The 26,302-nt window shown below is 41.5% G+C and carries 24 protein-coding genes; 16 read left to right on the top strand and 8 right to left on the bottom strand.

Annotated features, from left to right (window positions below):
- Positions 1–124 precede the first annotated feature (124 nt).
- Entirely contained in the window at positions 125–598 is a 474-nt protein-coding gene (locus MTP09_RS14260) for a hypothetical protein (RefSeq protein WP_243549363.1), read from the top strand.
- Positions 599–714: 116 nt separating this feature from the next.
- Positions 715–909, top strand: coding sequence for a helix-turn-helix transcriptional regulator (locus tag MTP09_RS14595; protein ID WP_396022226.1), 195 nt, complete (start codon positions 715–717; stop codon positions 907–909).
- A 190-nt stretch (positions 910–1,099) separates the two neighbouring features.
- Here MTP09_RS14595 and MTP09_RS14255 read toward each other — a convergent pair whose 3' ends face one another.
- On the bottom strand, positions 1,100–1,954 hold the full coding sequence (locus MTP09_RS14255; protein ID WP_243549361.1) for a nucleoside phosphorylase: 855 nt from the start codon (positions 1,952–1,954) through the stop codon (positions 1,100–1,102).
- A gap of 236 nt (positions 1,955–2,190) precedes the next feature.
- Complete coding sequence (locus MTP09_RS14250; protein ID WP_243549359.1) at positions 2,191–2,514, bottom strand: translation initiation factor; 324 nt, start codon at positions 2,512–2,514, stop codon at positions 2,191–2,193.
- Positions 2,515–2,958: 444 nt separating this feature from the next.
- Here MTP09_RS14250 and MTP09_RS14245 point away from each other — a divergent pair, with 444 nt between their 5' ends.
- From MTP09_RS14245 to MTP09_RS14205, 9 genes are all read left to right on the top strand, one after another.
- Entirely contained in the window at positions 2,959–3,798 is an 840-nt protein-coding gene (locus MTP09_RS14245; RefSeq protein ID WP_243549350.1) for a phosphate ABC transporter substrate-binding protein, read from the top strand.
- Entirely contained in the window at positions 3,799–4,254 is a 456-nt protein-coding gene (locus MTP09_RS14240) for a hypothetical protein (RefSeq protein WP_243549348.1), read from the top strand.
- 59 nt (positions 4,255–4,313) lie between these two features.
- The gene (pstC, locus tag MTP09_RS14235; protein WP_243549347.1) at positions 4,314–5,201 is read left to right on the top strand and encodes a phosphate ABC transporter permease subunit PstC; all 888 of its coding nucleotides are present in this window, start codon (positions 4,314–4,316) and stop codon (positions 5,199–5,201) included.
- Entirely contained in the window at positions 5,198–6,046 is an 849-nt protein-coding gene (pstA, locus tag MTP09_RS14230) for a phosphate ABC transporter permease PstA (protein WP_243549345.1), read from the top strand. The genes pstC and pstA overlap by 4 nt, the downstream gene beginning before the upstream one ends.
- Positions 6,036–6,794 carry a phosphate ABC transporter ATP-binding protein PstB gene (gene pstB, locus MTP09_RS14225; protein WP_243549342.1) on the top strand — a complete coding sequence of 253 codons (759 nt, stop codon included), beginning with the start codon at positions 6,036–6,038 and terminating at the stop codon, positions 6,792–6,794. The genes pstA and pstB overlap by 11 nt, the downstream gene beginning before the upstream one ends.
- Before the next feature lie 361 nt (positions 6,795–7,155).
- Positions 7,156–7,599, top strand: coding sequence for a GbsR/MarR family transcriptional regulator (locus MTP09_RS14220; protein ID WP_243549334.1), 444 nt, complete (start codon positions 7,156–7,158; stop codon positions 7,597–7,599).
- A 3-nt stretch (positions 7,600–7,602) separates the two neighbouring features.
- Positions 7,603–8,838, top strand: a complete 1,236-nt coding sequence (locus tag MTP09_RS14215) for an efflux RND transporter periplasmic adaptor subunit (RefSeq protein WP_243549332.1) — start codon at positions 7,603–7,605, stop codon at positions 8,836–8,838.
- A gap of 2 nt (positions 8,839–8,840) precedes the next feature.
- The gene (locus MTP09_RS14210; protein ID WP_243549323.1) at positions 8,841–11,990 is read left to right on the top strand and encodes an efflux RND transporter permease subunit; all 3,150 of its coding nucleotides are present in this window, start codon (positions 8,841–8,843) and stop codon (positions 11,988–11,990) included.
- Positions 11,991–11,994: 4 nt separating this feature from the next.
- Positions 11,995–13,419, top strand: a complete 1,425-nt coding sequence (locus MTP09_RS14205) for an efflux transporter outer membrane subunit (protein ID WP_243551685.1) — start codon at positions 11,995–11,997, stop codon at positions 13,417–13,419.
- 217 nt (positions 13,420–13,636) lie between these two features.
- On the opposite strand, the gene MTP09_RS14200 is transcribed toward MTP09_RS14205, so the two are convergent.
- Complete coding sequence (locus MTP09_RS14200; RefSeq protein ID WP_243549321.1) at positions 13,637–14,182, bottom strand: RNA methyltransferase; 546 nt, start codon at positions 14,180–14,182, stop codon at positions 13,637–13,639.
- Positions 14,183–14,257: 75 nt separating this feature from the next.
- Between MTP09_RS14200 and mutS the strand changes: the two genes are divergently transcribed.
- The 3 genes from mutS to MTP09_RS14185 all read left to right on the top strand — a co-directional run bounded on the left by mutS (position 14,258) and on the right by MTP09_RS14185 (position 18,613).
- A complete protein-coding gene (gene mutS, locus MTP09_RS14195; RefSeq protein WP_243551684.1) occupies positions 14,258–16,843 on the top strand; it encodes a DNA mismatch repair protein MutS in 2,586 nt (861 codons plus the stop codon).
- A 78-nt stretch (positions 16,844–16,921) separates the two neighbouring features.
- On the top strand, positions 16,922–18,133 hold the full coding sequence (locus MTP09_RS14190) for a C10 family peptidase (RefSeq protein ID WP_243549318.1): 1,212 nt from the start codon (positions 16,922–16,924) through the stop codon (positions 18,131–18,133).
- A 9-nt stretch (positions 18,134–18,142) separates the two neighbouring features.
- Positions 18,143–18,613: a hypothetical protein gene (locus tag MTP09_RS14185; protein WP_243549316.1), complete on the top strand. Its 471-nt coding sequence runs from the start codon at positions 18,143–18,145 to the stop codon at positions 18,611–18,613.
- Between the two features lie 143 nt (positions 18,614–18,756).
- Here the strand turns inward: MTP09_RS14185 and MTP09_RS14180 are convergent, their stop codons facing one another.
- The 3 genes from MTP09_RS14180 to MTP09_RS14170 form a co-directional block, all read right to left on the bottom strand.
- Positions 18,757–19,098 carry a DUF1801 domain-containing protein gene (locus MTP09_RS14180; RefSeq protein WP_243549314.1) on the bottom strand — a complete coding sequence of 114 codons (342 nt, stop codon included), beginning with the start codon at positions 19,096–19,098 and terminating at the stop codon, positions 18,757–18,759.
- Between the two features lie 32 nt (positions 19,099–19,130).
- Positions 19,131–20,969 carry an ABC transporter ATP-binding protein gene (locus tag MTP09_RS14175; protein ID WP_243549307.1) on the bottom strand — a complete coding sequence of 613 codons (1,839 nt, stop codon included), beginning with the start codon at positions 20,967–20,969 and terminating at the stop codon, positions 19,131–19,133.
- Positions 20,970–21,117: 148 nt separating this feature from the next.
- Positions 21,118–21,507 carry a DUF4293 family protein gene (locus MTP09_RS14170; RefSeq protein ID WP_243549305.1) on the bottom strand — a complete coding sequence of 130 codons (390 nt, stop codon included), beginning with the start codon at positions 21,505–21,507 and terminating at the stop codon, positions 21,118–21,120.
- 156 nt (positions 21,508–21,663) lie between these two features.
- On the opposite strand from MTP09_RS14170, the gene rho reads away from it, so the two are divergent.
- Positions 21,664–23,448, top strand: coding sequence for a transcription termination factor Rho (gene rho / locus MTP09_RS14165; protein ID WP_243549303.1), 1,785 nt, complete (start codon positions 21,664–21,666; stop codon positions 23,446–23,448).
- Between the two features lie 210 nt (positions 23,449–23,658).
- Here the strand turns inward: rho and MTP09_RS14160 are convergent, their stop codons facing one another.
- Positions 23,659–24,069, bottom strand: coding sequence for a BrxA/BrxB family bacilliredoxin (locus MTP09_RS14160; protein ID WP_243549301.1), 411 nt, complete (start codon positions 24,067–24,069; stop codon positions 23,659–23,661).
- A 280-nt stretch (positions 24,070–24,349) separates the two neighbouring features.
- Here MTP09_RS14160 and MTP09_RS14155 point away from each other — a divergent pair, with 280 nt between their 5' ends.
- Positions 24,350–25,594, top strand: coding sequence for an Ig-like domain-containing protein (locus MTP09_RS14155; protein WP_243549299.1), 1,245 nt, complete (start codon positions 24,350–24,352; stop codon positions 25,592–25,594).
- Between the two features lie 189 nt (positions 25,595–25,783).
- Here MTP09_RS14155 and MTP09_RS14150 read toward each other — a convergent pair whose 3' ends face one another.
- The gene (locus MTP09_RS14150) at positions 25,784–26,230 is read right to left on the bottom strand and encodes a GatB/YqeY domain-containing protein (RefSeq protein ID WP_243549290.1); all 447 of its coding nucleotides are present in this window, start codon (positions 26,228–26,230) and stop codon (positions 25,784–25,786) included.
- Positions 26,231–26,302: the final 72 nt, after the last annotated feature.

Below are 26,302 nucleotides of genomic sequence, written 5' to 3'. Positions count from 1 at the left end.
TTTGTATTAGTCCGTATTTTTTTTCTTGATGAAACTACTTCGTTTCTCTCTCCTATTTTTCTCTTTTCTTTTCTATGCGCAAGAAAATTTGCTTGTTGAGCAGATCAAAGAAAATCAGGGGATAATGAAATCTGACCGTGAAAAGGGTTTCAATGACCTTCTCAACCTTGAAAAAAAAGCCCATGACGAACAAAATGCTCCTGCCGAACTTGAAATTCTAAACAATAAAGCATTCTATTATTTTATAAAAGGTGATTACGACGAAGCTTACTCCATCGCCAAAGTTCTCGTACGTAGAGCTAATTCATCCAAAAACAGCCGACTTTATGCAATCGGACTAAACAGGCAGGGAATTGTTCTTTCTTTCCTCCACATATATGATGAGGCAGAGAAAACACTTTTGCAGTCACAAAATTTTTTAAGTAAGAACAGTTTTCCCGAAGATTATTTGGTAAAAGCACAAAACTATCAGCTTTTGTCAGATAATTACACCCATACTTCCCAACCCGAAAAGGCGCTAGATAATTTTAAGAAAACGATCACGGAATACCTGAAAATTTCTGACGAGCACGAAAGACAGAATCAACCTGCAAAATGAAACTGTAATATCGGACTAAAATTCCTCTAAAAGAAGTCATTGAACTTGCTAAGAACAACGATGCCAATTTTTATTCGCGGTTTCTGGACCTCTATCCGGATTTTGATCAGAAGTTATTGCAGCTGGATCCTAAACTTTCAATTTCGGAACTGCAATTTTGTGCTTTGCTGAAACTTAATTTCGCTTCAAAAGAAATCGCAAACAATACTTTTACTTCTATACGAACGGTACAAAACAAGAAATACAGAATAAGATCTAAGTTGAATATTCCCAACGAGACAGATACTTATGTTCTCTTTAACGATATTTAACGGCTTGTAAATCAAATCGTTGTAGGTTTTGAATAGCTAATGAGTTTTGGTTTATTTGCTTTAAAAAATAAATTGATCAATATTTGTGTTACAAAAATGATGAGGGCGAATTCTACTCCCGAAAACACAAATGATCAAAAAAACAGGCCCGAAAAATTTCCGGGCCTGCTCTGTTTTTCTCGATGGTTGATTAAGGAATAATCCGATCCAAAACCCATTCGATCATATTTTTTTCTGAAGCGTGGTGGTCCGCCGAAAACTCGCCACGTCTTCTGTTGGCGATGACGCAGTTTACTGTCAATGCTTTGTGTCCCAGCAATTTAGAGAGTCCGTAAATCGCAGAGGTTTCCATTTCGAAATTGGTCACTCCCAAATCGTTAAGCGTTTCCAGGAACTGGTCGTCGATCGCTTTCAAACGAAGTTGTCTTCCTTGAGGAGCGTAAAATCCTGGGAAAGTTGCCGTGTTTCCGTGGTATTTTGCGTCTTTGTAATAGTCGGAAATTTCTTCTGCCCAATCTGCAAAGTACAACATCGGCTTGATTTTTTCGTAAGGGAATTTATCCAGAAAGTTTCGGGAGAATTCGTTCTCAAACTGATAGTCGGAATAGAAATGCAGCAATCCATCCAATCCCACCACATTTTGGGTGACCAGCATATTGTCAACTTCTACATCGGGATTCACACTTCCGCAGGTTCCAAGTCGGAAAAGTTCCAGTGCGGTATGTTCGGTTTTGAACTCCTTGTTTTTCAGGTCGATATTCACCAAAGCATCGAGCTCGTTCATCACGATGTCGATATTTTCGGTCCCGATTCCTGAAGACATTACGGTAATTCTTTCGCCGCGCAAAGTTCCGGTATGCGTATAAAATTCACGCTTGTTTTTCTTGATTTCTATCTTGTCAAAATATTTCGAAACTTTCGGTACACGATCAGGATCGCCCACTAAAATAATTTTTCCGGCAATATCTTCCGGCAGCAAATTGAGGTGGTAAACACTTCCGTCGTCATTCAAAACCAGTTCGGAAGCTGCAAGTTTGTTAAGCATATTATTTTTGTTTGATATTATTTGAGTTTGTTTGATTTGGTTTGAAAGGTTTTGATGATCTCGAACAATTTCAAATAAATTCAAACCATTTCAAACTCATTCATCCGACTTATTCAAAAACTAAAGATTCAAGTTTTAGAGTTGTTTCTTCCGATACCTATCGGAATTCCTTTTGTCTTGTCTCTTTTCCCTTTTGTCTTGTTTCTTTTTCCTTTTGTCTTTTGTCTTGTTTCTTTCTATCCTCCCACTCTCTTCGTTTTGTATCCCATTTCCTGCAGGATTTTCATAATCTTATCGCGGTTGTCGCCCTGGATTACGATGATCCCGTCTTTTTCAGAACCGCCGATTCCGAGTGTGGTCTTTATTTTTTTAGAGATTTTTTTGAGCTCGTCGTCGCTTCCTTCAAAACCTTCGATCAGCGTCACGGGTTTTCCGTTTCTGCCTTTCTTTTCGAATTTGCAGATGAGGGGTTCTTTCTGCACGAACTGTTCTTCCGGCATTTCAAAATCCTGCTCTTCGTGGTCGGGGAAAAGGTTCTTCAGTTGGTCGCGTAAATCCATCAAACAAAATTAATGAAATAATGGGTATTGAAAAATTTTAGAGCCGATTTTTCATAGTTGAACCTTTTGTGCATCTGCTTTTGCATATCTGAACTTTGTTTGTCTTAGATAAGCGATAGCACGTTTGTTTAGCTTAAAAGTATGTGCAATCATTAAAATTACTCTTTGTCTAACCTTGCGAGAATCTTTTAGTACGGCTGTAGAAAGCGCGCTTCATCAACAGATTTATCTGTATTCTTTGCTTTCTCATTCAAAGTAATTATGATCGAAGCTTTGCGGTAGAAAGTTTTAAGAACGAATCTGTTTACAATAATTAAGATCACTTTCCAAAGCCATTTACTTCCCATTTTTCATTTGCACAACACTTCATTTTTAACGTTAAATTCACGATTTTTTAAAAGCCAGTTCATATTTGAAGAGTAATTTTGATGACAATTAATTACTATGCGGAAGAGAATTTGGTGGATGTTTCCGGCACTTTTCCTGACATTTTTTTCTTGTTACCAAAACGACAAAGCATTAAAAATAAAGGGTTCCGATACCGAAGTAAATCTTGCGGTAGAGCTTGCTGAAGATTTCTATGCTAAAAATCCAGGATTCAGTTTGGCGGTTTCCGGCGGCGGTTCCGGTTTGGGAATTGCTTCGCTTTCTAATGGACAAGCCGATATTGCCAATTCTTCCAGACCTTTAACCGACGACGAAAAAGAACTTTTTGCCGAAAAAAATATCGAACTTCTCACCAATATTTTTGCGGAAGACGCGACCGCAATCGTCGTCAATCCCAATATTTCCATCGACGAAATTGATGTGGAAACTTTAGGGAAAATCCTCGACGGAAGTATCAAAAATTGGGAACCGATTACGGGACAGAAGTTAGCCATCAACATTTACGGACGCCAGAGTAATTCGGGAACGCACTCCTTTATCCAGAAAAAACTCGAGATCAAATTTTCGCCGCGTGCAAAAGAAATGAACGGGAACGCCCAAATTATGGAGGGCATCAAAGTAGATCCGTCCGGAATCGGCTATGTTGGTGCAGGTTACCTCCTTAATTCTTCCGATCAAAAAGTAAAGCCCCTGAAAATCAAAGAGAAAGAGTCATCGGTTGCCGTTTCACCGCTGGATCACGAAGCGATTAAGAATAACCGGTATTTCTTCCAACGACCGCTATATCAGTTTATTCCTAAAACTTCGTGGGAAAAGGCGAAACCCTTCATCGATTTTGAAAAGACCGAAAAAGGAAAGGAGATCATCAAAAATTCCGGCTATTATGTTTTGAATTAAATGAAGAAAAATTCTGCCATATTGATTTTGTTAATACTCCTCGCGTTGGTGCTGGTGTTTCATTTTGGTATTTTGCTGAAGATGATTCCGTACGAAATTACTTGGGGCGGCAGAATCGAAAATGATACCCAAATGTACGTCTTCGAAGCCATTTCGATTTTCATCAACTTGCTCCTGATTTTTCTTTTGCTAATGAAAGGGAAAGGAATCAGACCGTATTTTTCTGACAGAATTGTTGATGGATTTCTGTGGGCATATCTGATTCTTTTTCTAATGAATACGGTGGGAAACATTTTTGCCAAAACAGCTTTCGAAAAGGGATTTTCTGTTGTAACCCTAATTTTTTCGATACTGATTTGGATGATTTTGAGAAAGGAGAAACCGAAGAAATTTTCCTCCCTTCAGGGAAGGGCTAAAGAAAATTTCGGTACTGAATTGCAAATTGGGTTGATTTGAATTCTTTACAGAGTAAAACATTGATTATCTTCACGATAAAAGAAATTAGAACAGTTTAAATGAGCAACACCATTTACAGAGAAAGAAAGGACACGGCTTTCAAGTGGCTGTTCAAAATCACGGGACTTTTGGTCATCGCGGTTTTGGGCGGGATTTTCGGAATGCTGATGTGGAACACGGGAGCTTTCCTGCTAGATTTTTCACCGCTGGATTTTATTTCCGGAACGCAGTGGAATCCGTCCTTTAACCAATACGGGATTTTGCCGCTGATTGTCTCTACCACGATTGTCACTTTCGGTGCGATGCTGATCGCCATTCCTTTGGGAATCGGTACTGCGACCTTTCTTTCGGAATATTGCCCGCCAAAATTAAAGGCATTTTTGAAGCCCGCCATCGAAATGTTGGCTGCAGTTCCTTCCGTTGCAATCGGATTTTTAGGCATCGTCTTACTCGGTCCCGAAATTGCGGACTTCACCAATCAATCCAACGGACTGAATGCGCTGAATGGAGCAATTCTTTTGGCAATCATGGCATTACCGACGATTATCACCGTGAGTGAAGATGCGATTAACGCAGTTCCACACACTTATCGAGAGGCGAGTTTGGGAATCGGTGCCGACAAATGGCAAACCGTTCGAAAAATCGTGCTTCCTTCCGCAGCTCCAGGAATTATCGCCGCGGTCATGTTGGGCGTTGGAAGAGCCATCGGTGAAACCATGACCGTATTAATGGCGACCGGAAACGCCGCCGCTTTTCCGAAAGGATTTTTTGATTCCGTTCGTACCATCACCGCGACGATTGCGATCGAGATGGGCGAGGTTCCCTACAACACCACGCACTATTTTGCTTTGTACGCAATTGCCGCCGTTCTGTTTTTTATGACTTTGGTGGTAAATATTTTGGGAGAGTATTTCGTGAATAAATTCAGAAAATTCCACGCGTTATGATGAAGGGATTGAATAAATTTTTCGAGTGGTTCGTGCTGATTTTCTGTACAGGAACAGTTTTGCTGTTTTTGGGAGTGATCATTTTAGACATCATCATTAAAGGTTGGCCTGCAATTTCCTGGGAATTTATTTCTCAAACTCCGACCAAGGCAATGACTTCCGGTGGGATTTTCCCTGCGATTTTCGGAACCATTTTGCTGACTTTGCTTACTGCGCTTTTCTGTATTCCGTTTGGCGTTTCCTGTGCGATTTACTTAAATGAATATGCTGAAGAAACCAATCTGACCAGAATTATCCGCGCCTCGATCAGAAATCTATCGGGGATTCCGTCGATTATTTACGGACTTTTTGGTTTGGCGCTTTTTGTTCAGGGACTGAATTTGGGAACGTCGATGGTTTCGGCGGGATTAACTTTGGGACTGCTTTCTTTGCCTTACATTATTACCACCACGGAAGAAGCGCTCCGCAGAATTCCGAATTCCACGCGGGAAGCTGCACTGGGAGTTGGCGCGACACAGTTTGAGAGCATTAAAGATGTCGTTCTTCCTTCCGCTTTACCGGGAATTTTAACGGGAGTTGTCCTCACACTTTCTCGAGCTGCAGGAGAAACCGCGCCGATTCTCTTCACCGGAGTGGCGTTTTTCATCACCGGAAATTCGGGTCAGCTCAATCAGGAATTTATGGCGCTTCCGTATCATCTCTATATGCTTTCTACGCAACATCAGGCGATTGAGCAGGTTCGTCCTTTAGCGTACGGAACGGCTTTAATCTTAATTGTGGTCGTTTTCCTGCTGAGTTTGACGGCATTTTACATCCGCTACAAATATTCTAAAAATGACAGATAATATAAAACTTTCAGGCAGAAACGTCAACCTTTGGTTTGGCGAAAAACACGTCCTGAAAAACGCCAATATCGACTTCGAAAAAAATAAAGTCACCGCTTTGATCGGACCTTCCGGATGCGGAAAATCGACGTTGCTCAGATGTTTCAACAGAATGCACGATCTGAATTCTGAAGCAAAAGTAGTAGGCGATTTCTACCTCGATGATCTGAATATTTACGACCCAAAAACTTCCGTCACCCAAATCCGAAAGAAAATCGGAATGGTGTTCCAGAAAGCCAACCCTTTTCCCAAAAGCATTTACGAAAACATTAATTATGGTCTGAAAATCAATAATGTACCCGAAAAAGACCGACCTGCAATTATCGAACAGTCCTTAAAAGAAAGCTATATTTGGGATGAGGTGAAAGACGACCTGAAAAAACCTGCGACCCGACTTTCCGGCGGTCAGCAACAAAGAATTTGTATCGCAAGAACTGTCGCGTTACGACCCGAAGTGATTCTGATGGACGAACCGTGTTCCGCGCTCGACCCAATTTCCACCAAAAAAGTCGAGGAGCTGATCCACGAACTAAAAAAGGAATTCACCATCATGATCGTTACGCACAATATGCAACAGGCGCAAAGAGTTGCTGACAAAACCGCGTTTATGTATCTCGGCGAAGTGGTGGAGTTCGGAGAAACGGCGCAAATTTTCAATGACCCGAAACACGAACTCACCCAGAAATATATTCGCGGCGCATTCGGGTAAAAAAGAATTCCCCTGGATTGAGAGCTTGTTTAGAGTTTCAAAATAAACCTAAATTTGATTACCCCGACCCTAAAAGGAGCAAATTTAGGTTTATTTTGAAAGAAATTTTCTGCCCTTTAGGGTCGGGGTAAAGAAAATTTCCAACGTAAATCTATTTCATACAAATTAGCTAGACTTTAAGAAGAAGATCGTGAAGACGGGGTGGTTTAAAATTCCCTAAATAATTTCCCCAACTCCTTTTCGCGAATATCCCTCAAATTCTTAAAAAACATCCCTCAAATAATAAAGTTTTCTTAAAAATTCCAATCGGTTCGTTTTGTTCCGAACCTATTTTTTATCTTTGTCGGTCACCATTAATAAGATGGAAATAGACAAAGAAATTTACCAGGACCTGGTCAGCTTTTATGGGGAAGTTTTCCATCTTCCGCCGCTTGCTTCGAAGATTTATGCCTACCTGATTTTCGACTTCGAGAAAAAGGGAATCTGTTTTGAACAGTTTGTCGAGATCTTTCATGCCAGTAAAAGCTCAGTTTCTTCCAACCTCCATCTGCTGCTGACTTCCAACTTGATTAAAGATTTCACGCCCATTGATGAGCGGAAACGCTTTTTCGTCATTAATGACAATTATATCAAAATCCGTTTTGAAGAAGTCATCAGAAAAATGCAGACCGAGATGGAAATCTTGAACCGCTTGCACGATTTCCGTAATTCAGATGATGAAAATCTCAACGAAAAATTCGAAATTTACAAATCGCTTTTAAATAAAAACATCGATAGTATCCAGGAAACGCTAACCAAACTTTAACGTATGAAAAATCAACTTTTAATAGTTACAATGGCGGCTTTGTCTGTTATTTCCTGCAAAAAGAAAGAAGACAAAAAACCAGACTCCACAAAAACGGTGACCACGGTTAAGGTTGAAACCCGCGATGTGACCGGCTTCACTTCTTTTCCTGCAAGTATTCAGGGGAGAGTGAATAATGATGTTCGCGCAAAAATCCAGGGTTACATCACCCAGGTTTTGGTGGATGAAGGACAATATGTTTCCAAGGGACAACCACTTTTTCGACTGGAAACCAATACATTAAACGAATCCGCTTCTGCAGCGAGAGCGGGAATTGGTGCGGCGCAAAGCAGTGTTTCCGCAGCAGATGCCAATGTAAAGGCGGCTCAAGCAGCGGTAAATGCCGCCACAGTCGAGGTGAATAAACTTCGCCCATTAGTAGAAAAAAATATCATCAGCAACGTTCAGCTTCAGACCGCTCAAGCAAATCTTTCGAGAGCGAATGCTCAGCTTTCTCAGGCAATCGCGGCGAAACAGCAGGCGAGTGCGGGAGTCGCTCAAGCTCAGGCAAATTATCAAGGAGTTCAGGCAAATATTGATTACTCCATCATTCGCGCCCCAGTTTCAGGTGTGGTTGGGAAAATCAACCTGCGAAACGGAAGCTTAGTCGGTCCAGGTGATCCAACGCCGATTACGACAGTTTCCGACACCAGCGAACTTTACGCCTATTTCTCAATGAACGAAAAGGAATACCTCGACTTTTTGAAAAATTCCTACGGAGCGACCGTTCCCGAAAAATTAAGAAATATGCCGATGGTGGAACTGTTGATGGCAAATGGCGACGTTTATCCCGAAAAAGGAAAAATCCAGGCAGTGACGGGACAGATCGATGCTTCCACCGGAACAATACAATTCAGGGTTTCGCTTCCGAATCCGCAGAAACTTTTAAGCAACGGAAACACCGGAACCATCCGAATTCCAAAAAATTATGATAAAGTAATGGTACTCCCGGAAAGCGCAACTTACGAACAGCAGGGATTGGTTTATGTATTTAAAGTCGATAAGGATACCGCGAAAAATTCCACTATTAAAGTAATCGATCGTGTGAACAATCTGGTATTAATCGGCGATGGAGTGAAGAATGGCGAAACCGTTGTAGCACAAGGAGTTGGAACCCTGAAATCGGGAACTGCAGTAAAACAGGAGCTGAAAACGATTGACGAACTTACGAAAGCGATTCAACCTATTTTTGAAGATTAATTATGATTAAGAAATTCATAGACCGCCCCGTACTTTCAACGGTAGTTTCCATTCTGATCGTAATTTTGGGGATTCTCGGTTATCTACAGCTTCCTGTGACGCAGTATCCTGATATTGCGCCGCCTACGGTTCGGATTTCCGCAAACTACACAGGAGCAAACGCACAAACCGTGATGAACTCCGTAGTAATCCCAATCGAGGAGCAGGTAAACGGTGTCGAAGGAATGGATTACATTTCCTCATCAGCAGGAAACAACGGTTCGGCGAACATCCAGATTTTCTTTAAACCGGGAATCAATCCAGATATCGCCGCGGTGAACGTGCAGAACAGTGTGCAGCGTGCAATGCCTTTGCTTCCCGCGGAAGTTACGAGATCGGGAGTCACCACTTCGAAACAGAATACGAGTGCTTTGATGTTTCTCTCCTTTTACACCTCGAATCCGCAGCTGAATGAAGTTTGGCTTCAGAACTATTTGAATATCAATATCATCCCTCAGATTCGTAGGATTAATGGAGTGGGCGACGCTTCCGCATTTGGTGGAAAAAATTACTCGATGAGAGTTTGGCTCGATCCAGTGAAAATGGCTTCTTATGGTTTGGAACCTTCTGAAGTGAGTGCTGCAATCAATGAGCAGTCGCGCGAAGCTGCAGCAGGACAGTTTGGCGAAAACAGCGGGAACTCTTTCCAGTACGTGATTACCTATAAAGGGAAACTCAACGAAGTGGATGATTATGAAAATATTGTTTTGCGTTCGCTCGGAAACGGTCAATATCTCCGTTTGAAAGATGTTGCCCGAATTGACCTCGACGCGCAAAGTTACTCAGGAAGTGGTGAGAACAACGGAAGACGTTCCATCAGTATGGGGATTTTCCAGACTCCCGGTTCTAATGCTCAAAATATTATTAAAGAAGTAAAGGAATTCCTCGACAAAACCGAAAAAACTTTGCCGGAAGGAGTGGGTTACACCATTAACTTCGACACCAACGAATTTCTCGAAGCATCGATCGGCAAAGTAATCACCACACTGATCGAGGCGTTTATTCTGGTTTTCCTCGTGGTGTTTATTTTCCTGCAGGATTTCCGTTCGACGCTCATTCCCGCGATTGCGGTTCCCGTTTCGATTATCGGTAGTTTTTTCTTTCTGAATCTTTTGGGATATTCCCTGAATTTATTGACGCTTTTCGCATTGGTTCTCGCCATCGGAATTGTGGTGGATGACGCGATTGTCGTCGTAGAAGCCGTTCACGCCAAAATTGAAGGCGGCATCACCGATTCCCGAAAAGCAACCGTGGAAGCAATGGATGAAATTACGGGAGCCATCATCTCGATAACTTTGGTAATGGCGGCGGTTTTCATTCCGGTAACCTTTCTTACCGGTCCCGCTGGAGTTTTCTACCAGCAGTTTGGGATTACGCTGATTATTGCAATTTTGATTTCCGCAGTTAACGCACTTACTTTGAGTCCTGTGCTTTGTTCATTATTCTTAAAGTCACACAGCAAAAACAATAAGGAGTATGAGCAGATGAACTGGAAGGACAAGTTTTTCTATAAGTTTAATGAAGGTTTCCGCGCGGTAACCCGCAGATACGGAAGATCGTTCAGTTTTCTTTTAAGACATAAATGGGTGACACTCGTGATTTTTCTGGCAGGAGGAATTACTTTTTGGTGGGCCAACTCGAATATGGCGACAGGATTTATTCCTAAAGAAGACCGCGGAATTATCTTTACCGATGTGCAGCTTCCACCAGGAGCATCGATGGAGCGGACTTATAACGTTTTGAAAGGACTTCAGGAGGAAGCCCGAAAACTTCCGGGTGTTCAAAACGTTACCTTTACTTCCGGTCGTGGATTTATGTCTGGAAACGGACCCAATGTCGGACAGGCGTTTGTGCGGCTGAAACCTTTCCACGAAAGATACAGCGAGAAAGGTCTTGATGACGTAACCATTACCAAAAAACTTTTCGGGATCGCCTCGAAATTTCCCGACGCGAAGATTGTATTTTTCGCTCCGCCAAGTGTTCGCGGTTTCGGTTCGAGTGACGGTTTCTCCGCTGTTCTTCTTGATAAGGCAGGAAACCAGCTCACTGATTTGAGTTCGGTTTCCCAAAATTTCATCGGCGCTTTAATGCAAAGACCTGAAATTCAGTTTGCGAGTACTTCCTTTAACACCAATTATCCGCAATATGAAATGGTGGTCGATGTCGCTAAAGCAAAAGAAGTCGGCGTTACTGTGACCAGTATTCTCGGTGCGATGCAGGGTTATGTCGGCGGAATTTACTCCTCGGATTTTACCAAATACGGAAAACAGTTTCGGGTGATGATCCAGTCGCTTCCCGATGATCGGCAGAATATTCAGGATTTGAGCAAATATTATGTGCGGACTTCAAGCGGACAAATGGCGCCCGTTTCCCAATTCGTGACAATGGAAAGAAGATTCGGACCACAGGCGATTGAGCGGTACAACCTTTTTACCTCCGTAAATATCACGGGTTCGAGTAATCCAGGATTTTCAACGGGGGATGCAATTAAGGCGGTTCAGGAAGTTGCCGCACAAAATCTTCCAGCGGATTACGACGTAGAGTTTACAGGACTTTCCAAAGAAGAAATGAAGGCGGGATCGCAGACTTTCGTGATTTTCCTGCTGAGTTTTGTTTTCGTTTACTTTTTATTGGCGGCACAATATGAAAGTTACATTTTGCCATTTGCCGTGATTATCTCTTTGCCACTCGGAGTGGTGGGTGCGTATTTCGGGCAAAGTATCTTCGGACTCGAAAACAATATCTACTTCCAGATCGCGATTGTGATGCTCATTGGTTTGCTCGCGAAGAATGCAATCCTTATTGTAGAATTTGCCGTTCAGAGACGACATCGTGGCGAAAGTATTCCAATGTCGGCGATTAATGCGGCAAAAGCGAGGTTAAGACCAATTCTGATGACTTCTTTTGCATTTATTTTCGGAATGCTTCCACTGGTTTTTTCAAGCGGAATCGGAATGGTCGGAAACCGATCCATCGGAACGGGTGCTGCTGCAGGTTTGCTTATCGGTACCGCATTCGGATTGGTGGCGATTCCTGTGCTGTACGTGATTTTCCAAAGCTTGCACGAGAAGATTAAACCATTAACTTCAAAAGATATCAACCTAAGCGAGTAGAATGATGGTAAAGAATTTCAAAAACAAAAATAAGATCAGAACTTTCCTGATTGCAGTTGTTTCAATGATGGTTTTGTCGTCGTGTATGACGCGTGAAAAGTACGATCGTCCGTATGAAATTGTTAATGAGAACCTGTTCAGAACCGATCAGCTTCCGAAAGATTCTTCAAGTATTGCAACCGTTTCCTGGCGTGAGATTTTCACCGATGCCGTTCTTCAGAAACATATTCAGAACGGACTTGAAAACAACCTCGACATTAGAATTGCGCTGCAGAATATTGTTGCCGCAGAATCTTATCTCAAACAAAGCAAAGCCGCTTACCAACCCACACTTTCGGCAGGTCCAGGTTACACTTTTCAGACTCCCTCATTAAATACGCAAAGCGGGCAGATTCTTGGGGACAGAAGATATAATAACCTTTTCGATTTGAGCGGTGATCTTTCCTGGGAAGCCGATATTTGGGGAAAACTGAAAGCTCAGGAGAAATCCCAGTTCGCACAATATCTTGGAACTACCGCTGCTCACAAAGCGGTGAAAACCGACTTGGTTGCCGCCATTGCGTCGGGTTATTATCAGTTATTGACCTTCGATGAGCAGAAACGGATTATTAACGAAACCATCGCCATCCGTAAAAAAAATCTTGAAACCACCAAAGCATTGAAGGATGCGGGAACACTCACTGAAGTTGCCGTTCAGCAAAGTGAAGCGTTGGTTTTCAATGCAGAATCGCTTTTAGTTAATATCGATACCCAAACCGAACTTTTAGAAAATGCAATGAGTTTGCTGCTGGGAATTCCTTCACAAAAAATTGAAAGAACTACGCTTGCTCAGCAGAAAATGCCTACAAATTACAAACTCGGCTTCTCGGCGAATTTACTTTCCAACAGAGCCGATGTAATGCAGTCGGAATACAATCTAATTTCTGCCTTTGAACTGACGAATGCTGCAAAAGCGGAGTTTTATCCCAGCTTGAGAATTGGTGGAAGCGGCGGAATTCAAAGTTCGGATATCGACAAACTGTTCAGCGTAAATTCCCTCTTTGCAACGCTTGTTGGAAGTTTAACCCAACCCATTTTGAACAAAAGACAAATCAGAACCAACTACGAAGTGAGCTTGGCAAGAAAGGAAGCCGCTTATTTGAATTTCCGTAAAACGCTTTTGAATGCAGGAAAAGAAGTTTCTGACGCGCTGAAAATTTATGAAGCCCAAGATTCTTTTATCAGTTTAAAGAGAAAGGAACTCAACGCCTATCAGAAATCGGTAGAGTTTTCCCAGGAATTGGTGAATTACGGGATGGCGAATTATTTGGAAGTTCTGAACGCCTCTGTAAATTCTTTAAATGCCGAACTCAATATTTCCAATGCCGAATATGCCAAAATGAAAGCGGGAGTAGAGCTGTATCAAGCTTTAGGCGGCGGTTGGCGCTAAATTTACCGCAGGTAAATTTAGAGATTCCTCTCCCGCCGAATCTTCGGGTTCGGAATGACAAGCGTGTTTGGTGCTGTCTAAATTCCCCTCCTTTGGAGGGGTGTCTTCGACGAAGGAGAAGACGGGGTGGTTTAACTTGAAACTCGAAACTTGAAACTTGAAATGCGAAGCATTCACGAACTCAAAATATAAAAATAAAAAAAACTGTGAGTAAACTTCAAACCTCAAACTTCAAACTCTTGGCAAATTCCCACATCACGATTCCTGCACATACGGAAACGTTGAGCGAATGCTTTGTTCCCAATTGTGGAATTTCAAGAAAATGATCGTAAAGCGGAAGTGCTTCATCGCTTAAACCTTCCACTTCATTGCCCAAAACGATGGCGTATTTTTCACCTTTTTTAATTTTGAAGTTGGTGATCAGTTCGGAGTTTGTGGTCTGTTCGATCCCGATGATTTTGAAGTCTTCCTTCTTCAAGTTTTCAAGCGCCGCTGAAATGTTCTTTTCGAAAACCCAATCTACACTTTCGGTTGCTCCCAATGCGGCTTTGTGAATTTCGCGATGTGGAGGTTGCGGCGTGATTCCGCATAGAATAATTTTCTCAACCAAAAAAGCATCCGCCGTTCGGAAAACTGCACCTACATTATGCATACTCCTCACATTGTCCAAAACCACCACGAGCGGAATCTTATCGGTTTGCTTAAAGGTTTCAACATCGATTCTCCCTAATTCTTCGAGCTTCAGTTTTTTGGTGGTGGACATTTTCGTAATTTTGACAAAAGTAAGGTTTTTACGTCTTTTATTTTTATTTTCGCACCTTCACAAACCGTTTTAACAATCTCGATGGCAAAGAAAGAAACCCCATTAATGACGCAGTACAACACCATCAAGGGAAAATATCCTGATGCGCTTCTGCTGTTTAGAGTCGGGGATTTCTATGAGACTTTCGGGTCCGATGCCATTAAAGCTTCTCAGATTCTGGGGATTGTGCTGACCAAAAGAAACAACGGCGATTCGCAACTGGAACTGGCTGGTTTTCCGCACCATTCTATCGATTCGTATCTTCCGAAATTGGTGAGAGCGGGGCTTCGTGTGGCGATTTGTGACCAGCTGGAAGATCCGAAAACGGTGAAAGGAATTGTGAAACGCGGCGTTACCGAATTGGTTACTCCGGGTGTGACTTTCAACGAGCAGGTTTTAACCTCCAAGAAAAATAACTTCCTGCTTTCCATCCACAAGGAAAAAGAGAAATTCGGGATGACTTTGGTCGATGTTTCCACAGGTGAATTTCTGGTTTCGGAAGGGAATCTGGAAAAACTCCTCCACATCGTCCATACTTTTGATCCGAGTGAGATTATTTACCAAAGAACGACCGAACTCCCATCGCAGCTTAAAACCAGAAATACTTTCAAGCTCGAAGACTGGGCGTTCCAATACAATTACGCTTACGAAAAACTGACCAACCATTTCAAAACCCAATCGCTGAAAGGTTTCGGTGTGGAAGAAATGAAACTGGGAATTATTTCGGCAGGAGCAATTTTCGCTTATCTGGTCGAAGACACACATCATGCTCTTTTACAGCATATTACCAAAATCCAACTGATTCCGCAAGACGATTATCTGATGATGGATAATTTCACCTTGAGGAATCTGGAAATCGTTTATCCAAGCAATCCTCACGGAAAATCGCTGCTCGACATTATCGACAGAACCTCAACTCCGATGGGAGGAAGATTGTTGCGGAGAAGATTGATTCTCCCACTAAAATCAGTGGACGAAATCAACAGAAGATTGGGACTGATCGAATTCTTTAACAAAGAAGATGATTTAAAATACGAAATCCTTCAGCTGCTGAAAACGATTTCCGACCTCGACCGATTGATGGGAAAACTGGCTTCCGAAAAAATCTCACCGAAAGAACTCGGTTACCTTCGTCAAAGTTTGGTTAACATCCATCAAATCAAAAACTTGCTTCATTCTTTTGATGAGCATTTGGCTTACCTGAATCCATTAAACGGGCTCGAAGATCTCATCAAATATTTGGAAAACTATCTGAATGAGGAACTTCCCGTAAATATTGCGAAAGGAAATGTCATTAAAAACGGAATTTCCGAAGAGCTGGATCGGCTGAGAAATCTTCAGCATAAAGGAAAAAGCTTCCTCGATGAAATATGCGAACGGGAAACCGAACGGACGGGAATTTCGAGTTTGAAAATTAGTTTCAATAACGTTTTCGGATATTTTATTGAAGTTCGAAATACCCATAAAGACAAGGTTCCCACCGATTGGATTCGTAAGCAAACGCTGGTCAATGCGGAAAGATATATCACCGAGGAACTGAAAGAATACGAAGAACAGATTCTCGGTGCCGAAGAAAAAATCTCCAAAATCGAGCATGATCTGTACCGAAAAGTTTGCGAAAACGTGATGATCTACATCGATCAGATTCAGGAAGATTCCAAGATTATCGCCGAACTCGACTGTGGTGTAGGTTTGTCGGAACTCGCTGTTTCTGAGAGTTATACGAAACCGATTTTGAATGATTCTTTTGAAATTTCATTAACCGAAGCACGACACCCGATCATCGAAAACGCGCTTCCTCTCGGTGAAAAATATATTCCAAACGACCTTTTTCTCGACAAGGATTCGCAGCAGATCATCATGGTTACGGGACCGAATATGGCGGGTAAATCTGCGATTCTCCGTCAAACTGCAATCATCTGTCTTCTCGCACAAATTGGTAGTTTCGTTCCTGCGAAACACGCCGAAATCGGGATTCTCGACAAGATTTTCACGCGGGTTGGTGCGACCGACAATATTTCTGCGGGCGAATCGACCTTTATGGTGGAAATGAACGAGGCAGCGAATATTCTGAATAATATTTCCGAACGAAGTTTAATCCTTCTGGATGAGATTGGTCGCGGAACTTCCACTTACGACGGCGTTTCGATAGCCTGGGCAATCGCGGAATACCTGCACCAACATCCAACGCAGCCGAAAACTTTATTTGCGACGCATTACCACGAACTCAACGAAATGACGGTGAATTTTGAGCGGATTAAAAATTTCCACGTTTCGATCCAGGAGAATAAAGGGACGATTATCTTTATGCGGAAACTCGTTGCAGGCGGAAGCGAACACAGTTTCGGAATCCACGTGGCAAAACTAGCGGGAATGCCTTCAACGGTGGTCAACCGAGCGAACGAAGTTCTGAAGACTTTAGAAAAAAGCCGTTCCCAGAAAAACGGAAAAGAAAAAACCAAAGCCATCACCGAAGAAAATTTACAGCTATCTTTCTTTCAGCTCGATGATCCCGTTCTGGAAAACATCCGCGAGGAACTGACGAAAATCGACATCAATACTTTGACGCCAATTGAAGCGCTGATGAAACTGAACTCGATTAAGAAGTTGATTGGGCAGTAGAATTAAATAATTGTTAAGGATTTGTTCGAGGTAAAATTATTCTGGATAAAGAAGTATATTTGGCTAAATCAAATTTCTATGAAAAACTTATTTATCTATTTTCTTTTTACATTGGGTTTCCTACTAACCAACTGTAGAAGCGAGCCTTTCGTAAGATTAATTGATAACGATCATTTTGTGACTAAAAAAGAGGCAGAAAAAATTGTGGAAAGCAAACTTTTTTATAAGGTGAGCAGCAAGACAAAGCTTTTCAATGCTAATTTTCTTAGTAGAAATAAAAGACAGAATGGTGATTCGCTTCAAATTGATAATATTGTAGAAATCAAGGATAAGAAAGGTATCAATGCCTTTTATGCAATTAACCTGAAGGATAATGGATATATTTTATTTGCAGCAGATAAACGAAGCCATCCGATCATGGGGATTGTTGAATCAGGAAAATTTGAATTATCGGAAGATTTACCTCAATCCTTCTTAGGGTATTTAGATACTGAAATACATGAACTTGAGCTCGCAAGAGAGGATAACGTTCCACAACTTGTTGAAATAAAAGGACAATGGGATGCTATTGTAAATCGTGAACCACCAGATGGTGAAGGCGGCAATGCTTACGATTGTCCGAGTCAGTACCATAGTTCAGTTGGTCCATTATTAAAAACAAAGTGGGGACAAGGTGATGGATATAATTGGTTTTGTCCTGATAAAGGATGCTATGGCGATGGAACTCCTCATAATGGAAGAGCTTGGACAGGATGCGTGGCTACAGCAGTTGCTCAAATTATGAAATATAATGAGTTTCCTAACAATTATAATTGGAGTTTAATGCCAAATATTGGAGGAAGTCAAGAAACCTCGCAACTTATGGCAGATGTTGGGGGTTTGGTTAATATGAACTATGGATGTGCATCCTCTTCCGCTTTTGATGAGAAAGCTGCGGAGGCGTTGTCATTCTTAGGATATTCTGCGGTAAGCTACACCAATTTCAATCATACCTATATTCCGTCACTAATAAACTCCAATTATCCTGTGTATCTTTCAGGTGGCAGATATTATGGCTTCTTAGGTCTTCAATACAAAGGACATGCATGGGTATGTGACGGATATGTACAGGGATATTCATGTATATTTGACGATAATGGAATGGCCACTGGTGGATATGGATACTTTATGCTATTCATGAACTGGGGTTGGGGCGGATTGCATGATGGTTTGTTTGGTGTAAACAACTTTAGTCCAGGAGAAAATACCTACAACCAAGATAGAAAAATGATTTATTATGCAAAACCATAAATTCTTACTGTGATGAAAGCAACAATTTCGATGACTTTATTGCTTCTTTTTCTTCTATTTTTTTCCTGTAAAGATAGACCAGATAATTCTGCAATTATGAATTACCAATTACTCTTTAACATTGCTTTAAGTGACGGTACCTATTTATTTGACAAACCAGAATTCGATAAAAAGGCAGTGCGTATTTCCTATCTTGAAAATGGACAATGGCAAGAATATTATGGTGGTGATAGTCCAAATTATCCTTATGGTTATGAATTTCGTCCTGTTTATGGAACCGATAAACTATACATTTGGATTGCCTTGAAGACTCCTAAAGGAGAAGATAACAGAAGCTTAAGAATAAAATTTAATAGTGAGATTACCGATGAACTCAACGTCACGTATTATTATTTACCCAACAATATTGGAGTTTCTAAGCTCATCTACAACGGTGTAGAGATCAAGAATTTTCAGCCACACTTTACTGTTCAAAAATAGATTAAATAAGGCGATAATTCCAGTGCAATAAAAATGTTAATTGAGATTTGATCGATGAATGAAACAGAACTCGATTAAGAAACTGATTGGGCGGTAAAGATTGATAATGTGTTAATTTGGTAATGTGCTCATTTGCGAATTTGTCACAGCATTTTCTTCAGGTCTTCCATGATTTGTGAGATCAGTTCTACCGGAAGATCTTCGTTTTCGTCGATCAGCAGAATTTTAAACAGTTTTCTGTCTTCCCGAACCAATTCAGCATACATCAGCTCCTTTCCTTTATTGAAACTGATGTAATACTTTCCGAATTTCTTGTGGTAATTGAAATAACAGAACATTTTACCTTTAAATTTGAAAAAAGGCAGCCCGAAACTCAGCGTTTCAGTAATCTGCGGATCGTGTTTTAAAATAAATTCGCGCAGAAAAAGAAGGATGCTCCGCGAAGGTTCCGGTTGGCGCAGATAGTATTCATTTAAAGGATTCATTGCGGAAAGACAAAGAGAATTTACAATCAAACTTACCCAAAATTCTGAAGTTCAACGAGTTTTCTATACACCCCGTTTTTTTCAAAAAGTTCCTGATGAGTTCCCTGTTCCACAATCTCGCCACGTTCCATCACCACGATTAGATCTGCTTTCTGAATAGTAGAAAGTCGGTGAGCGATAACTAAAGAAGTTCGGTTTTCCATCATTTTTTCGAGCGCATCCTGGACCGATCTTTCCGACTCGGTGTCGAGTGCGGAAGTGGCTTCATCCAGAATCATAATTGGAGGATTTTTCAGAACTGCTCTTGCAATGGAAACGCGCTGTTTTTGTCCACCAGAAAGTTTGTTGCCATCGTCGCCGATATTGGTGAAATATTTCTCGGGAAGGTTTTCGATGAACTGATGGGCATTGGCAATTTTTGCCGCGGAAATTACTTCTGCTTCAGTAGCATCGGGTTTTCCCATCAAAATATTATTGAAAACAGAATCATTAAAAAGTACCGATTCTTGCGTTACCATTCCCAAAAGATTTCGGTAATCCTGAACTTTTAAATCTTTGATATTAATTCCATCTACCAAAATTTCACCTTCGGAAACATCGTAAAACCTGGCAAGCAAATTGGCAATCGTGGTTTTTCCCGAACCTGACTGTCCAACCAGCGCAATCGTTTTTCCTTTCGGAATCGTGAGATTGAAATTCTTAAGAATCACATTGTCCTTATCGTAATAGAAACCAATGTTTTTAAACTCAATTTTATCTTTTAATGTAGAGATTTCCACAGGATTTTCTGCCTCATCCACTTTCAGATCGTAATCTAAAACTTCGGAGACGCGGTCCAAACTCGCCATCCCACCCTGAATTGCAGAAATCGCATTCGACAGTTTTTTCGCCGGATCCAAAATCTGAAAGAAAACTCCGATGAACGCAAGGAAAGTCACTGGATCTTTATTGGTTCCGTTAATGATTTCGGTTCCTGCATACCAAGTGATAATCAAGATGGTCACTGAACCCAAAAATTCGCTCATCGGTGAAGCGAGTTCGCGCCTTCTGCTCATTCCGATCGCGTACTTCTGCCAGTTGTAGGTGGTATGGTTGAAACGGTTTTTAAGGATTTTGTCGGCATTAAAAATTTTGATGACTTTCGACGATTTCAGGGTTTCATCAACTAAAGAAAACAGATTCCCCAATTCTTCCTGTGCTGCGGTTGCTTTACGTTTCAAACTTTTCCCGACAAACGAAATCAGCCAACCCATCACAGGAAAAACCAGCAATGAGAAAAGTGTAAGTTTCGGTGATAGGATGAACAGCGTTACCAGCGACGAAATAATCATAAACGGCGAGTTCAGAATATCGACCAAGCTGCCCATAATTCCGCCCTCTACTGCACCAATGTCGTTGGAAATTCTCGACATCATATCGCCTTTTCTCTGTTCCGTAAAAAATGAAACGGGGAGTTTGAGGAACTTGTTATACATCGCGGTTCGCAAATCCTTAGTAATCCCAACTCGGTAATTTACCAGGAAATAAGCTCCCAAATACCTGAAAAGGTTACGCAGCAAAAAGGCAGTTCCGGTAATCCCGCAAAGTACCGCCAAAACCTGGATTGCACCATACTCGTTGATGTTCATCTGGATTTTGTAGTACGCCGTATCTTTCAGATAGCCGAAATAATCTGCAAACCTTCCGCTGTAAACGGGAACTTTGGAGGTATCGACTTCTTTGTCGAGTTTAAAGAGGATCCGCAGAATCGGAAGCATTGTGACAATGGAAAAAATCTGCAGAACCGAGTAGAGCAAATTAAAGAAAATGCTCCCGAAAAGGTAGTTTTGGTGCGGTTTTGCAAAAGAGAGAATCCGTTGAAGAGGTTTCATCCGTTGATGGTTAAGCGGCAAAATTACGGAATTTGAACGGAAAAGGAGGGGATTTAAAAATTTGAGAATTTGAAAATTTGGAAATTCACCAAACAAAAAAAACAGTCCCACACGGAACTGTTTCACTCAAAAAAAAATCGTTGTAAGTTTAGCGGAGTCGGTCCACAGATTTTACGAGCCGCTCGTCTTTCCGGATATAGATGTTTGCAATGAGCAAACTAACTATTGATATTAACGGAAAGATGGGCTCAATACCCTTCTCAGGAAAATTAATTCCTCCGGATAAAGTTAGTAACCAGTACGCCAATAAACCGAGCAACAAAACGTTTATGAAAATGCTGATGTTATTCAGCAAGATCTGTCTTTTTCTGTCCTTATAACTTAGGATACTGATAAATCCAAACAAAACCAAAACAACACAAGCGATAGAAATAAACGGCGTAGGTCCGAAAAGAGAAAAATCCTGCCCGGTAACGAACAGAAAAACGGCTCCCAAAATCGCCAGAAATATCCATACAGTCTGTATTCTTTGTAGCATCTCCCTGGATTCTTGCCTGCAAAAATAGCGATAATTTTTTGCAATATTAAATTTTTGGTGTAGATTTGCATCACAAATGACCTAAATAAGAAAAGTCGCCCGACTTAACTTTCTTACTTACACTCACTTATATAACACACCTTTTACGTAACATTTATGTTCAACATCGAAACGTTAAGGTCGAAATCCGCTTCGGATTTGGCCAAAATTACGAGAGATTTAGGCGTTAAACTGGCTAAAAACAGTACCGATAATGACAAAATCTTTGCGATTCTAGACTTTCAGGCATCGAACACGAAAGTAGCAAAAGATTATTACAACGCCACAGAAACCCCTATGAATACAGAAGAAAATACCGCTCCTGAAATAAAGAAACCTGCGCCGAAAAAACCTGCGCCAAGAAAGAAAACCGAAAAACCAACAGAGGTTTCATCAGAAATTCCTTTCGAGAATAATGAAACTGAGCCAGTAGCAGAAGTTCCAGCCGAGAAACCAAAAGCAGAAACAGCAGCTGCGAATCCGGCTTCCGCAAACCAGCAAAAAAAGAAGAGACAACGGATTCAGCCAACAAAATCGGCGGAAGCACAAGTTGAAAATACTGCAGAAACAACAGAAGTTTCTGAACCACAAAAGGAAACTGAAACTGCGGAAAACAGCAGAACCCCACAAAACCAAAACGGAAACGGTCACCAGAACGGAAACCAACAAGGAAACCAGAACCGCAACCAGCAAAACAAAAACCAGAACAAAAATCAGAATCCGAACCAGAATAAGAATCAAAACCAAAACAGCGATTCCGCTGAAGAACCGAAAAAGGAATACAACTTCGACGGTTTGGTAACAATCGAGGGGGTGCTCGAAATCCTTCCCGATAACTACGGATTCCTTCGTTCATCGGATTTCTCGTACATCTCATCACCTGATGACGTGTATGTTTCAACCAACCAGATTAGAAATTATGGACTCAAAACCGGTGACACGGTAAGAGGAATCGTTCGTTTACCAAAAGAAGGTGAGAAATATTTTTCTTTGTTAAAGCCGACAGAAGTTAACGGCCGTGATCTGGAATTCATCAAAGACAGAGTGGCTTTCGAGTTTTTGACGCCGCTTTTTCCTGATGAAAAATTTAATTTGACAGGTAGAAACTCTACGCTCTCAACAAGAATTGTGGATCTCTTTACCCCTATCGGAAAAGGACAGCGAGCAATGATCGTTGCACAACCGAAAACAGGTAAGACCATGCTTCTGAAAGATATCGCAAACTCCATTTCAGCCAACCATCCGGAAGCGTATATGATGATCCTGCTCATCGACGAAAGACCGGAAGAAGTAACCGATATGGAAAGAAGCGTGAATGCAGAAGTAATCGCATCGACGTTCGACGAACCCGCAGAAAAGCACGTGAAAGTGGCAAACCTCGTCCTCTCCAAAGCGCAAAGAATGGTGGAATGCGGTCACGATGTGGTGATCCTGCTCGACTCGATTACACGTTTGGCGAGAGCTTACAATACGGTAACTCCGGCATCAGGAAAGATTTTGTCGGGAGGTGTTGACGCAAACGCACTCCACAAACCAAAAAGATTTTTCGGAGCGGCAAGAAATATCGAAGGTGGCGGTTCATTAACAATTATCGCAACCGCTTTGATCGACACCGGCTCCAAGATGGACGAGGTGATTTTCGAGGAATTCAAAGGAACGGGAAATATGGAACTTCAGCTGGACAGAAAGATTGCGAACAAAAGGATTTATCCTGCGATCGATTTGGTGGCTTCGAGTACCAGAAGAGACGACCTGCTTTTGGATGACACCACACAACAGAGAATGTGGATCCTGCGAAAATATCTTGCAGATATGAATCCTGTAGAGGCAATGGAATTTGTGAACAAGAGCATCAAGGGAACCATTAATAATGAGGAGTTCTTGATGTCGATGAATAAGTAGATATTAAGAGCCAAGTAAAAAGAGCCAAGAGCCAAGTAATTCCGATAGTTGTCGGAAGAGCCAAGAGTCAAGGATAAAGAACAAGTAGAAACAGATAATTTAACCTGAATTCAGGTTATTTTTAGAAAAAACACCTTTCTTTTAAAATTTTGGACAATAAAAAATTCCGCTCGATGAAGAGCGGAATTTTGTTTCAACTAAATTTTTAGTTTAGCAGTATTCGTCGTAAGCTGCCTGCAAGTTTGCAGCGATTGCTCCTGCCGGATTTCCTTCGATGTGGTGTCTCTCGAGCATGTGAACTAACTCGCCATCCTTGAAAAGCGCGACACAAGGTGAACTTGGCGGGAAAGGTGCCAAGAATTTTCTTGCTTCCACAACGGCGTCACCGTCATAACCGGCAAAAACGGTGATGAGGTTTTCAGGTTTTTTGTCGCCGGTCAATGAATAAATTACACCTGGTCTTGCTGCTCCCGCTGCACATCCGCAAACAGAATTTATCATCAAAAGGGTAGTGCCGTCTTTTTTGATCGCTTCTGCAACCTGTTCAGGAGTGGTTAAATCCTGGAATCCTTTATCGGTAAGTTCATGCTTCATCGGCATTACTAATTCTTCTGGATACATATATATAAGTTTTAAGTTTGAGGTTTTAAGTTTGAGTTTCGTTTCCTTTTTATAAAATGCAAATTTAAGCAATAAAAAAATGAAACGCTATGGATACTTTTTATCAAAATCATTCCATTATCTTATATTTTGACATTTTGACATATTATGTTTGCTGTAGATTTGTATTATTACCAGAGGATTAGCATGTTTCATAAATTTTACATTAATAATGTAGAAAAATATTTTTGATTTGATAATAGCTCGTAAATTTGACTACGTTAACAAAAAAATCTTAGATATGAAAAAACTCTATTTCTTGCTTGCCGCAACCGTCGGTTTAATCCAGATTAACGGACAAGCTTGCACCACACCGACTATTTCGGTGAATTCGCCAACAGTTTGTGCAGGAACTTCTGCTACGCTTAATGCAACCACAGATGGACAGGTTGTAAAATGGTATTCGTCGCAAACGGCAACCGATCCGATTGCTATGGGAACGACTTATACAACGCCGGCTCTTTCAGCAAACACCTCGTACTGGGTGGAATCTTATAATTATTCGAATGGAGCCACCCCAACAAATGGGGGAAAAGTATCTCCATCTGGAACAGGAACCTCTTCTGTCGTGACCGCAAGTTCTCCGTGGGGACTGGCTTTTACGGCGAACAGTGATTTCCTGATTGAAACAGTTGATGTGTACGGCGCAGGAACCGGCGGAAACATGGTAATCAAATTACTCGATGCGAGTTATGCCATCATTACCGAGAAAACAGTGACGATACCTTCCGGTGGAACGGCTTCAGCTCCTTTAAAAGTTACGATCCCCATTAATTTTTCGGTGACCGGCGGAAATTCTTATAAACTTGTTGCAAGCTCGTCACCAGTTCTGATCAGGGATTTGTCTGGAAATGCTTTTCCGTATTCATTGGGGAGTTTTGGCAGCATTACGGGAGGTACGATCAATAATTCCAATACCAACAATACAGTTTACTACTTCTTCTATAACTGGAGGATTTCGCCGCTTCCTGCGTGCGCAAGCGGAAGAGTGGAATCTTTAGTGACTGTAAATACAGTTGCTGCTCCTGTTGCGAGTTCTCCACAAACACTTCCGGCGGGTTCTACCTTATCGAATGTAGTGATTACGGGCCAAAATATTTCGTGGTTTGCCACTGCGGCTTTAACTACCCCGATTCCTGCAACTACACCAGTTGTGAACGGAACAACTTACTATGCAACTCAAACGGTGAATGGCTGCACAAGTGCTGCAACGCCGGTAACGATTAATGTGGGACTTTCGGTGGTGGATGTGAAACAGTCGAGATTCCAGGTTTATCCGAATCCTGCAGTTGACATTGTCAATATTAAAGGAAATGAATTGATTTCTACAATAGAAGTTTACGATTTGTCAGGAAAACTGATTATGAACGAGCCTGTTCAGCAAAAAGATACCCAACTCAATATCAGTTCGCTTCGAACCGGAAATTATCGAATGGTGATCAAAACTTCGTCTGGAAGTTACCACGCCTCGATCATCAAGAAATAAATTTAATCCAAATAACTAAAAGAAGCCCGGAACAGAAACGTTCCGGGCTTCAACAATCAAATCGATATGCAAAGGTTGGATATCCCAAGTTAATTAAAGAATTACGAAAATAGAATTACGAAACTAAAAAACTCAATGTTTTTCGTACTTCGTACTTCCCTGTATGCCGACAGGCAGGGTATTTCGTACTTATGAAAGCAGCTTTTTCGCCATTTCCGAAATTGACTTTCCGTCGGATTTTCCGGCTAAAGCTTTGGAAGCTGTTCCCATCACTTTTCCTAAATCCTTGATACTTTCTGCGCCTACTTCTGAAATGATATTCTTGATTTCTGCTTCCAGTTCTTCAGGTGAAAGCTGTTTTGGCAAAAACTTTTCGATGACTTTCATCTGTGCGTCTTCTACTTCTGCCAAATCGTTTCGTCCCTGCGCAGCGAACTGTTCGAAAGAATCTTTTCGCTGCTTGATCATCCGCTGCAAGATGGCAATTTCCTGCTCTGCGGAAACTTCTGCACCTTTCGCCTCGGTTTTCAGTAACAAAATCTGCGATTTCACCGCACGTAGAGAATCAAGGGCAACTTTGTCTTTCTCTTTCATCGCGGTTTTTATCGCGTCGTTGATGGTGTTTTCTAAACTCATTTTTCTAAATGTAACAATATGAAAATGTAGCAATGTACCAATCACAACCGATTGTTACATTGGTAAATTGCT

The sequence above is a fragment of the Chryseobacterium suipulveris genome (genome assembly GCF_022811685.1).
Taxonomy (GTDB): domain Bacteria; phylum Bacteroidota; class Bacteroidia; order Flavobacteriales; family Weeksellaceae; genus Kaistella; species Kaistella suipulveris.
This window is presented reverse-complemented; position numbering and strand designations above follow the sequence as displayed.

Excerpts from the sequence above, each read along its gene's own strand:
- MTP09_RS14260 (WP_243549363.1), top strand. The coding sequence starts at position 125 with ATGAAATCTGACCGTGAAAAGGGTTTCAATGACCTTCTCAACCTTGAA.
- MTP09_RS14255 (WP_243549361.1), bottom strand. The coding sequence starts at position 1,954 with ATGCTTAACAAACTTGCAGCTTCCGAACTGGTTTTGAATGACGACGGA.
- MTP09_RS14250 (WP_243549359.1), bottom strand. The coding sequence starts at position 2,514 with ATGGATTTACGCGACCAACTGAAGAACCTTTTCCCCGACCACGAAGAG.
- MTP09_RS14245 (WP_243549350.1), top strand. The coding sequence starts at position 2,959 with ATGCGGAAGAGAATTTGGTGGATGTTTCCGGCACTTTTCCTGACATTT.
- MTP09_RS14240 (WP_243549348.1), top strand. The coding sequence starts at position 3,799 with ATGAAGAAAAATTCTGCCATATTGATTTTGTTAATACTCCTCGCGTTG.
- pstC (WP_243549347.1), top strand. The coding sequence starts at position 4,314 with ATGAGCAACACCATTTACAGAGAAAGAAAGGACACGGCTTTCAAGTGG.
- pstA (WP_243549345.1), top strand. The coding sequence starts at position 5,198 with ATGATGAAGGGATTGAATAAATTTTTCGAGTGGTTCGTGCTGATTTTC.
- pstB (WP_243549342.1), top strand. The coding sequence starts at position 6,036 with ATGACAGATAATATAAAACTTTCAGGCAGAAACGTCAACCTTTGGTTT.
- MTP09_RS14220 (WP_243549334.1), top strand. The coding sequence starts at position 7,156 with ATGGAAATAGACAAAGAAATTTACCAGGACCTGGTCAGCTTTTATGGG.
- MTP09_RS14215 (WP_243549332.1), top strand. The coding sequence starts at position 7,603 with ATGAAAAATCAACTTTTAATAGTTACAATGGCGGCTTTGTCTGTTATT.
- MTP09_RS14210 (WP_243549323.1), top strand. The coding sequence starts at position 8,841 with ATGATTAAGAAATTCATAGACCGCCCCGTACTTTCAACGGTAGTTTCC.
- MTP09_RS14205 (WP_243551685.1), top strand. The coding sequence starts at position 11,995 with ATGGTAAAGAATTTCAAAAACAAAAATAAGATCAGAACTTTCCTGATT.
- MTP09_RS14200 (WP_243549321.1), bottom strand. The coding sequence starts at position 14,182 with ATGTCCACCACCAAAAAACTGAAGCTCGAAGAATTAGGGAGAATCGAT.
- MTP09_RS14190 (WP_243549318.1), top strand. The coding sequence starts at position 16,922 with ATGAAAAACTTATTTATCTATTTTCTTTTTACATTGGGTTTCCTACTA.
- MTP09_RS14180 (WP_243549314.1), bottom strand. The coding sequence starts at position 19,098 with ATGAATCCTTTAAATGAATACTATCTGCGCCAACCGGAACCTTCGCGG.
- MTP09_RS14175 (WP_243549307.1), bottom strand. The coding sequence starts at position 20,969 with ATGAAACCTCTTCAACGGATTCTCTCTTTTGCAAAACCGCACCAAAAC.
- MTP09_RS14170 (WP_243549305.1), bottom strand. The coding sequence starts at position 21,507 with ATGCTACAAAGAATACAGACTGTATGGATATTTCTGGCGATTTTGGGA.
- rho (WP_243549303.1), top strand. The coding sequence starts at position 21,664 with ATGTTCAACATCGAAACGTTAAGGTCGAAATCCGCTTCGGATTTGGCC.
- MTP09_RS14160 (WP_243549301.1), bottom strand. The coding sequence starts at position 24,069 with ATGTATCCAGAAGAATTAGTAATGCCGATGAAGCATGAACTTACCGAT.
- MTP09_RS14155 (WP_243549299.1), top strand. The coding sequence starts at position 24,350 with ATGAAAAAACTCTATTTCTTGCTTGCCGCAACCGTCGGTTTAATCCAG.
- MTP09_RS14150 (WP_243549290.1), bottom strand. The coding sequence starts at position 26,230 with ATGAGTTTAGAAAACACCATCAACGACGCGATAAAAACCGCGATGAAA.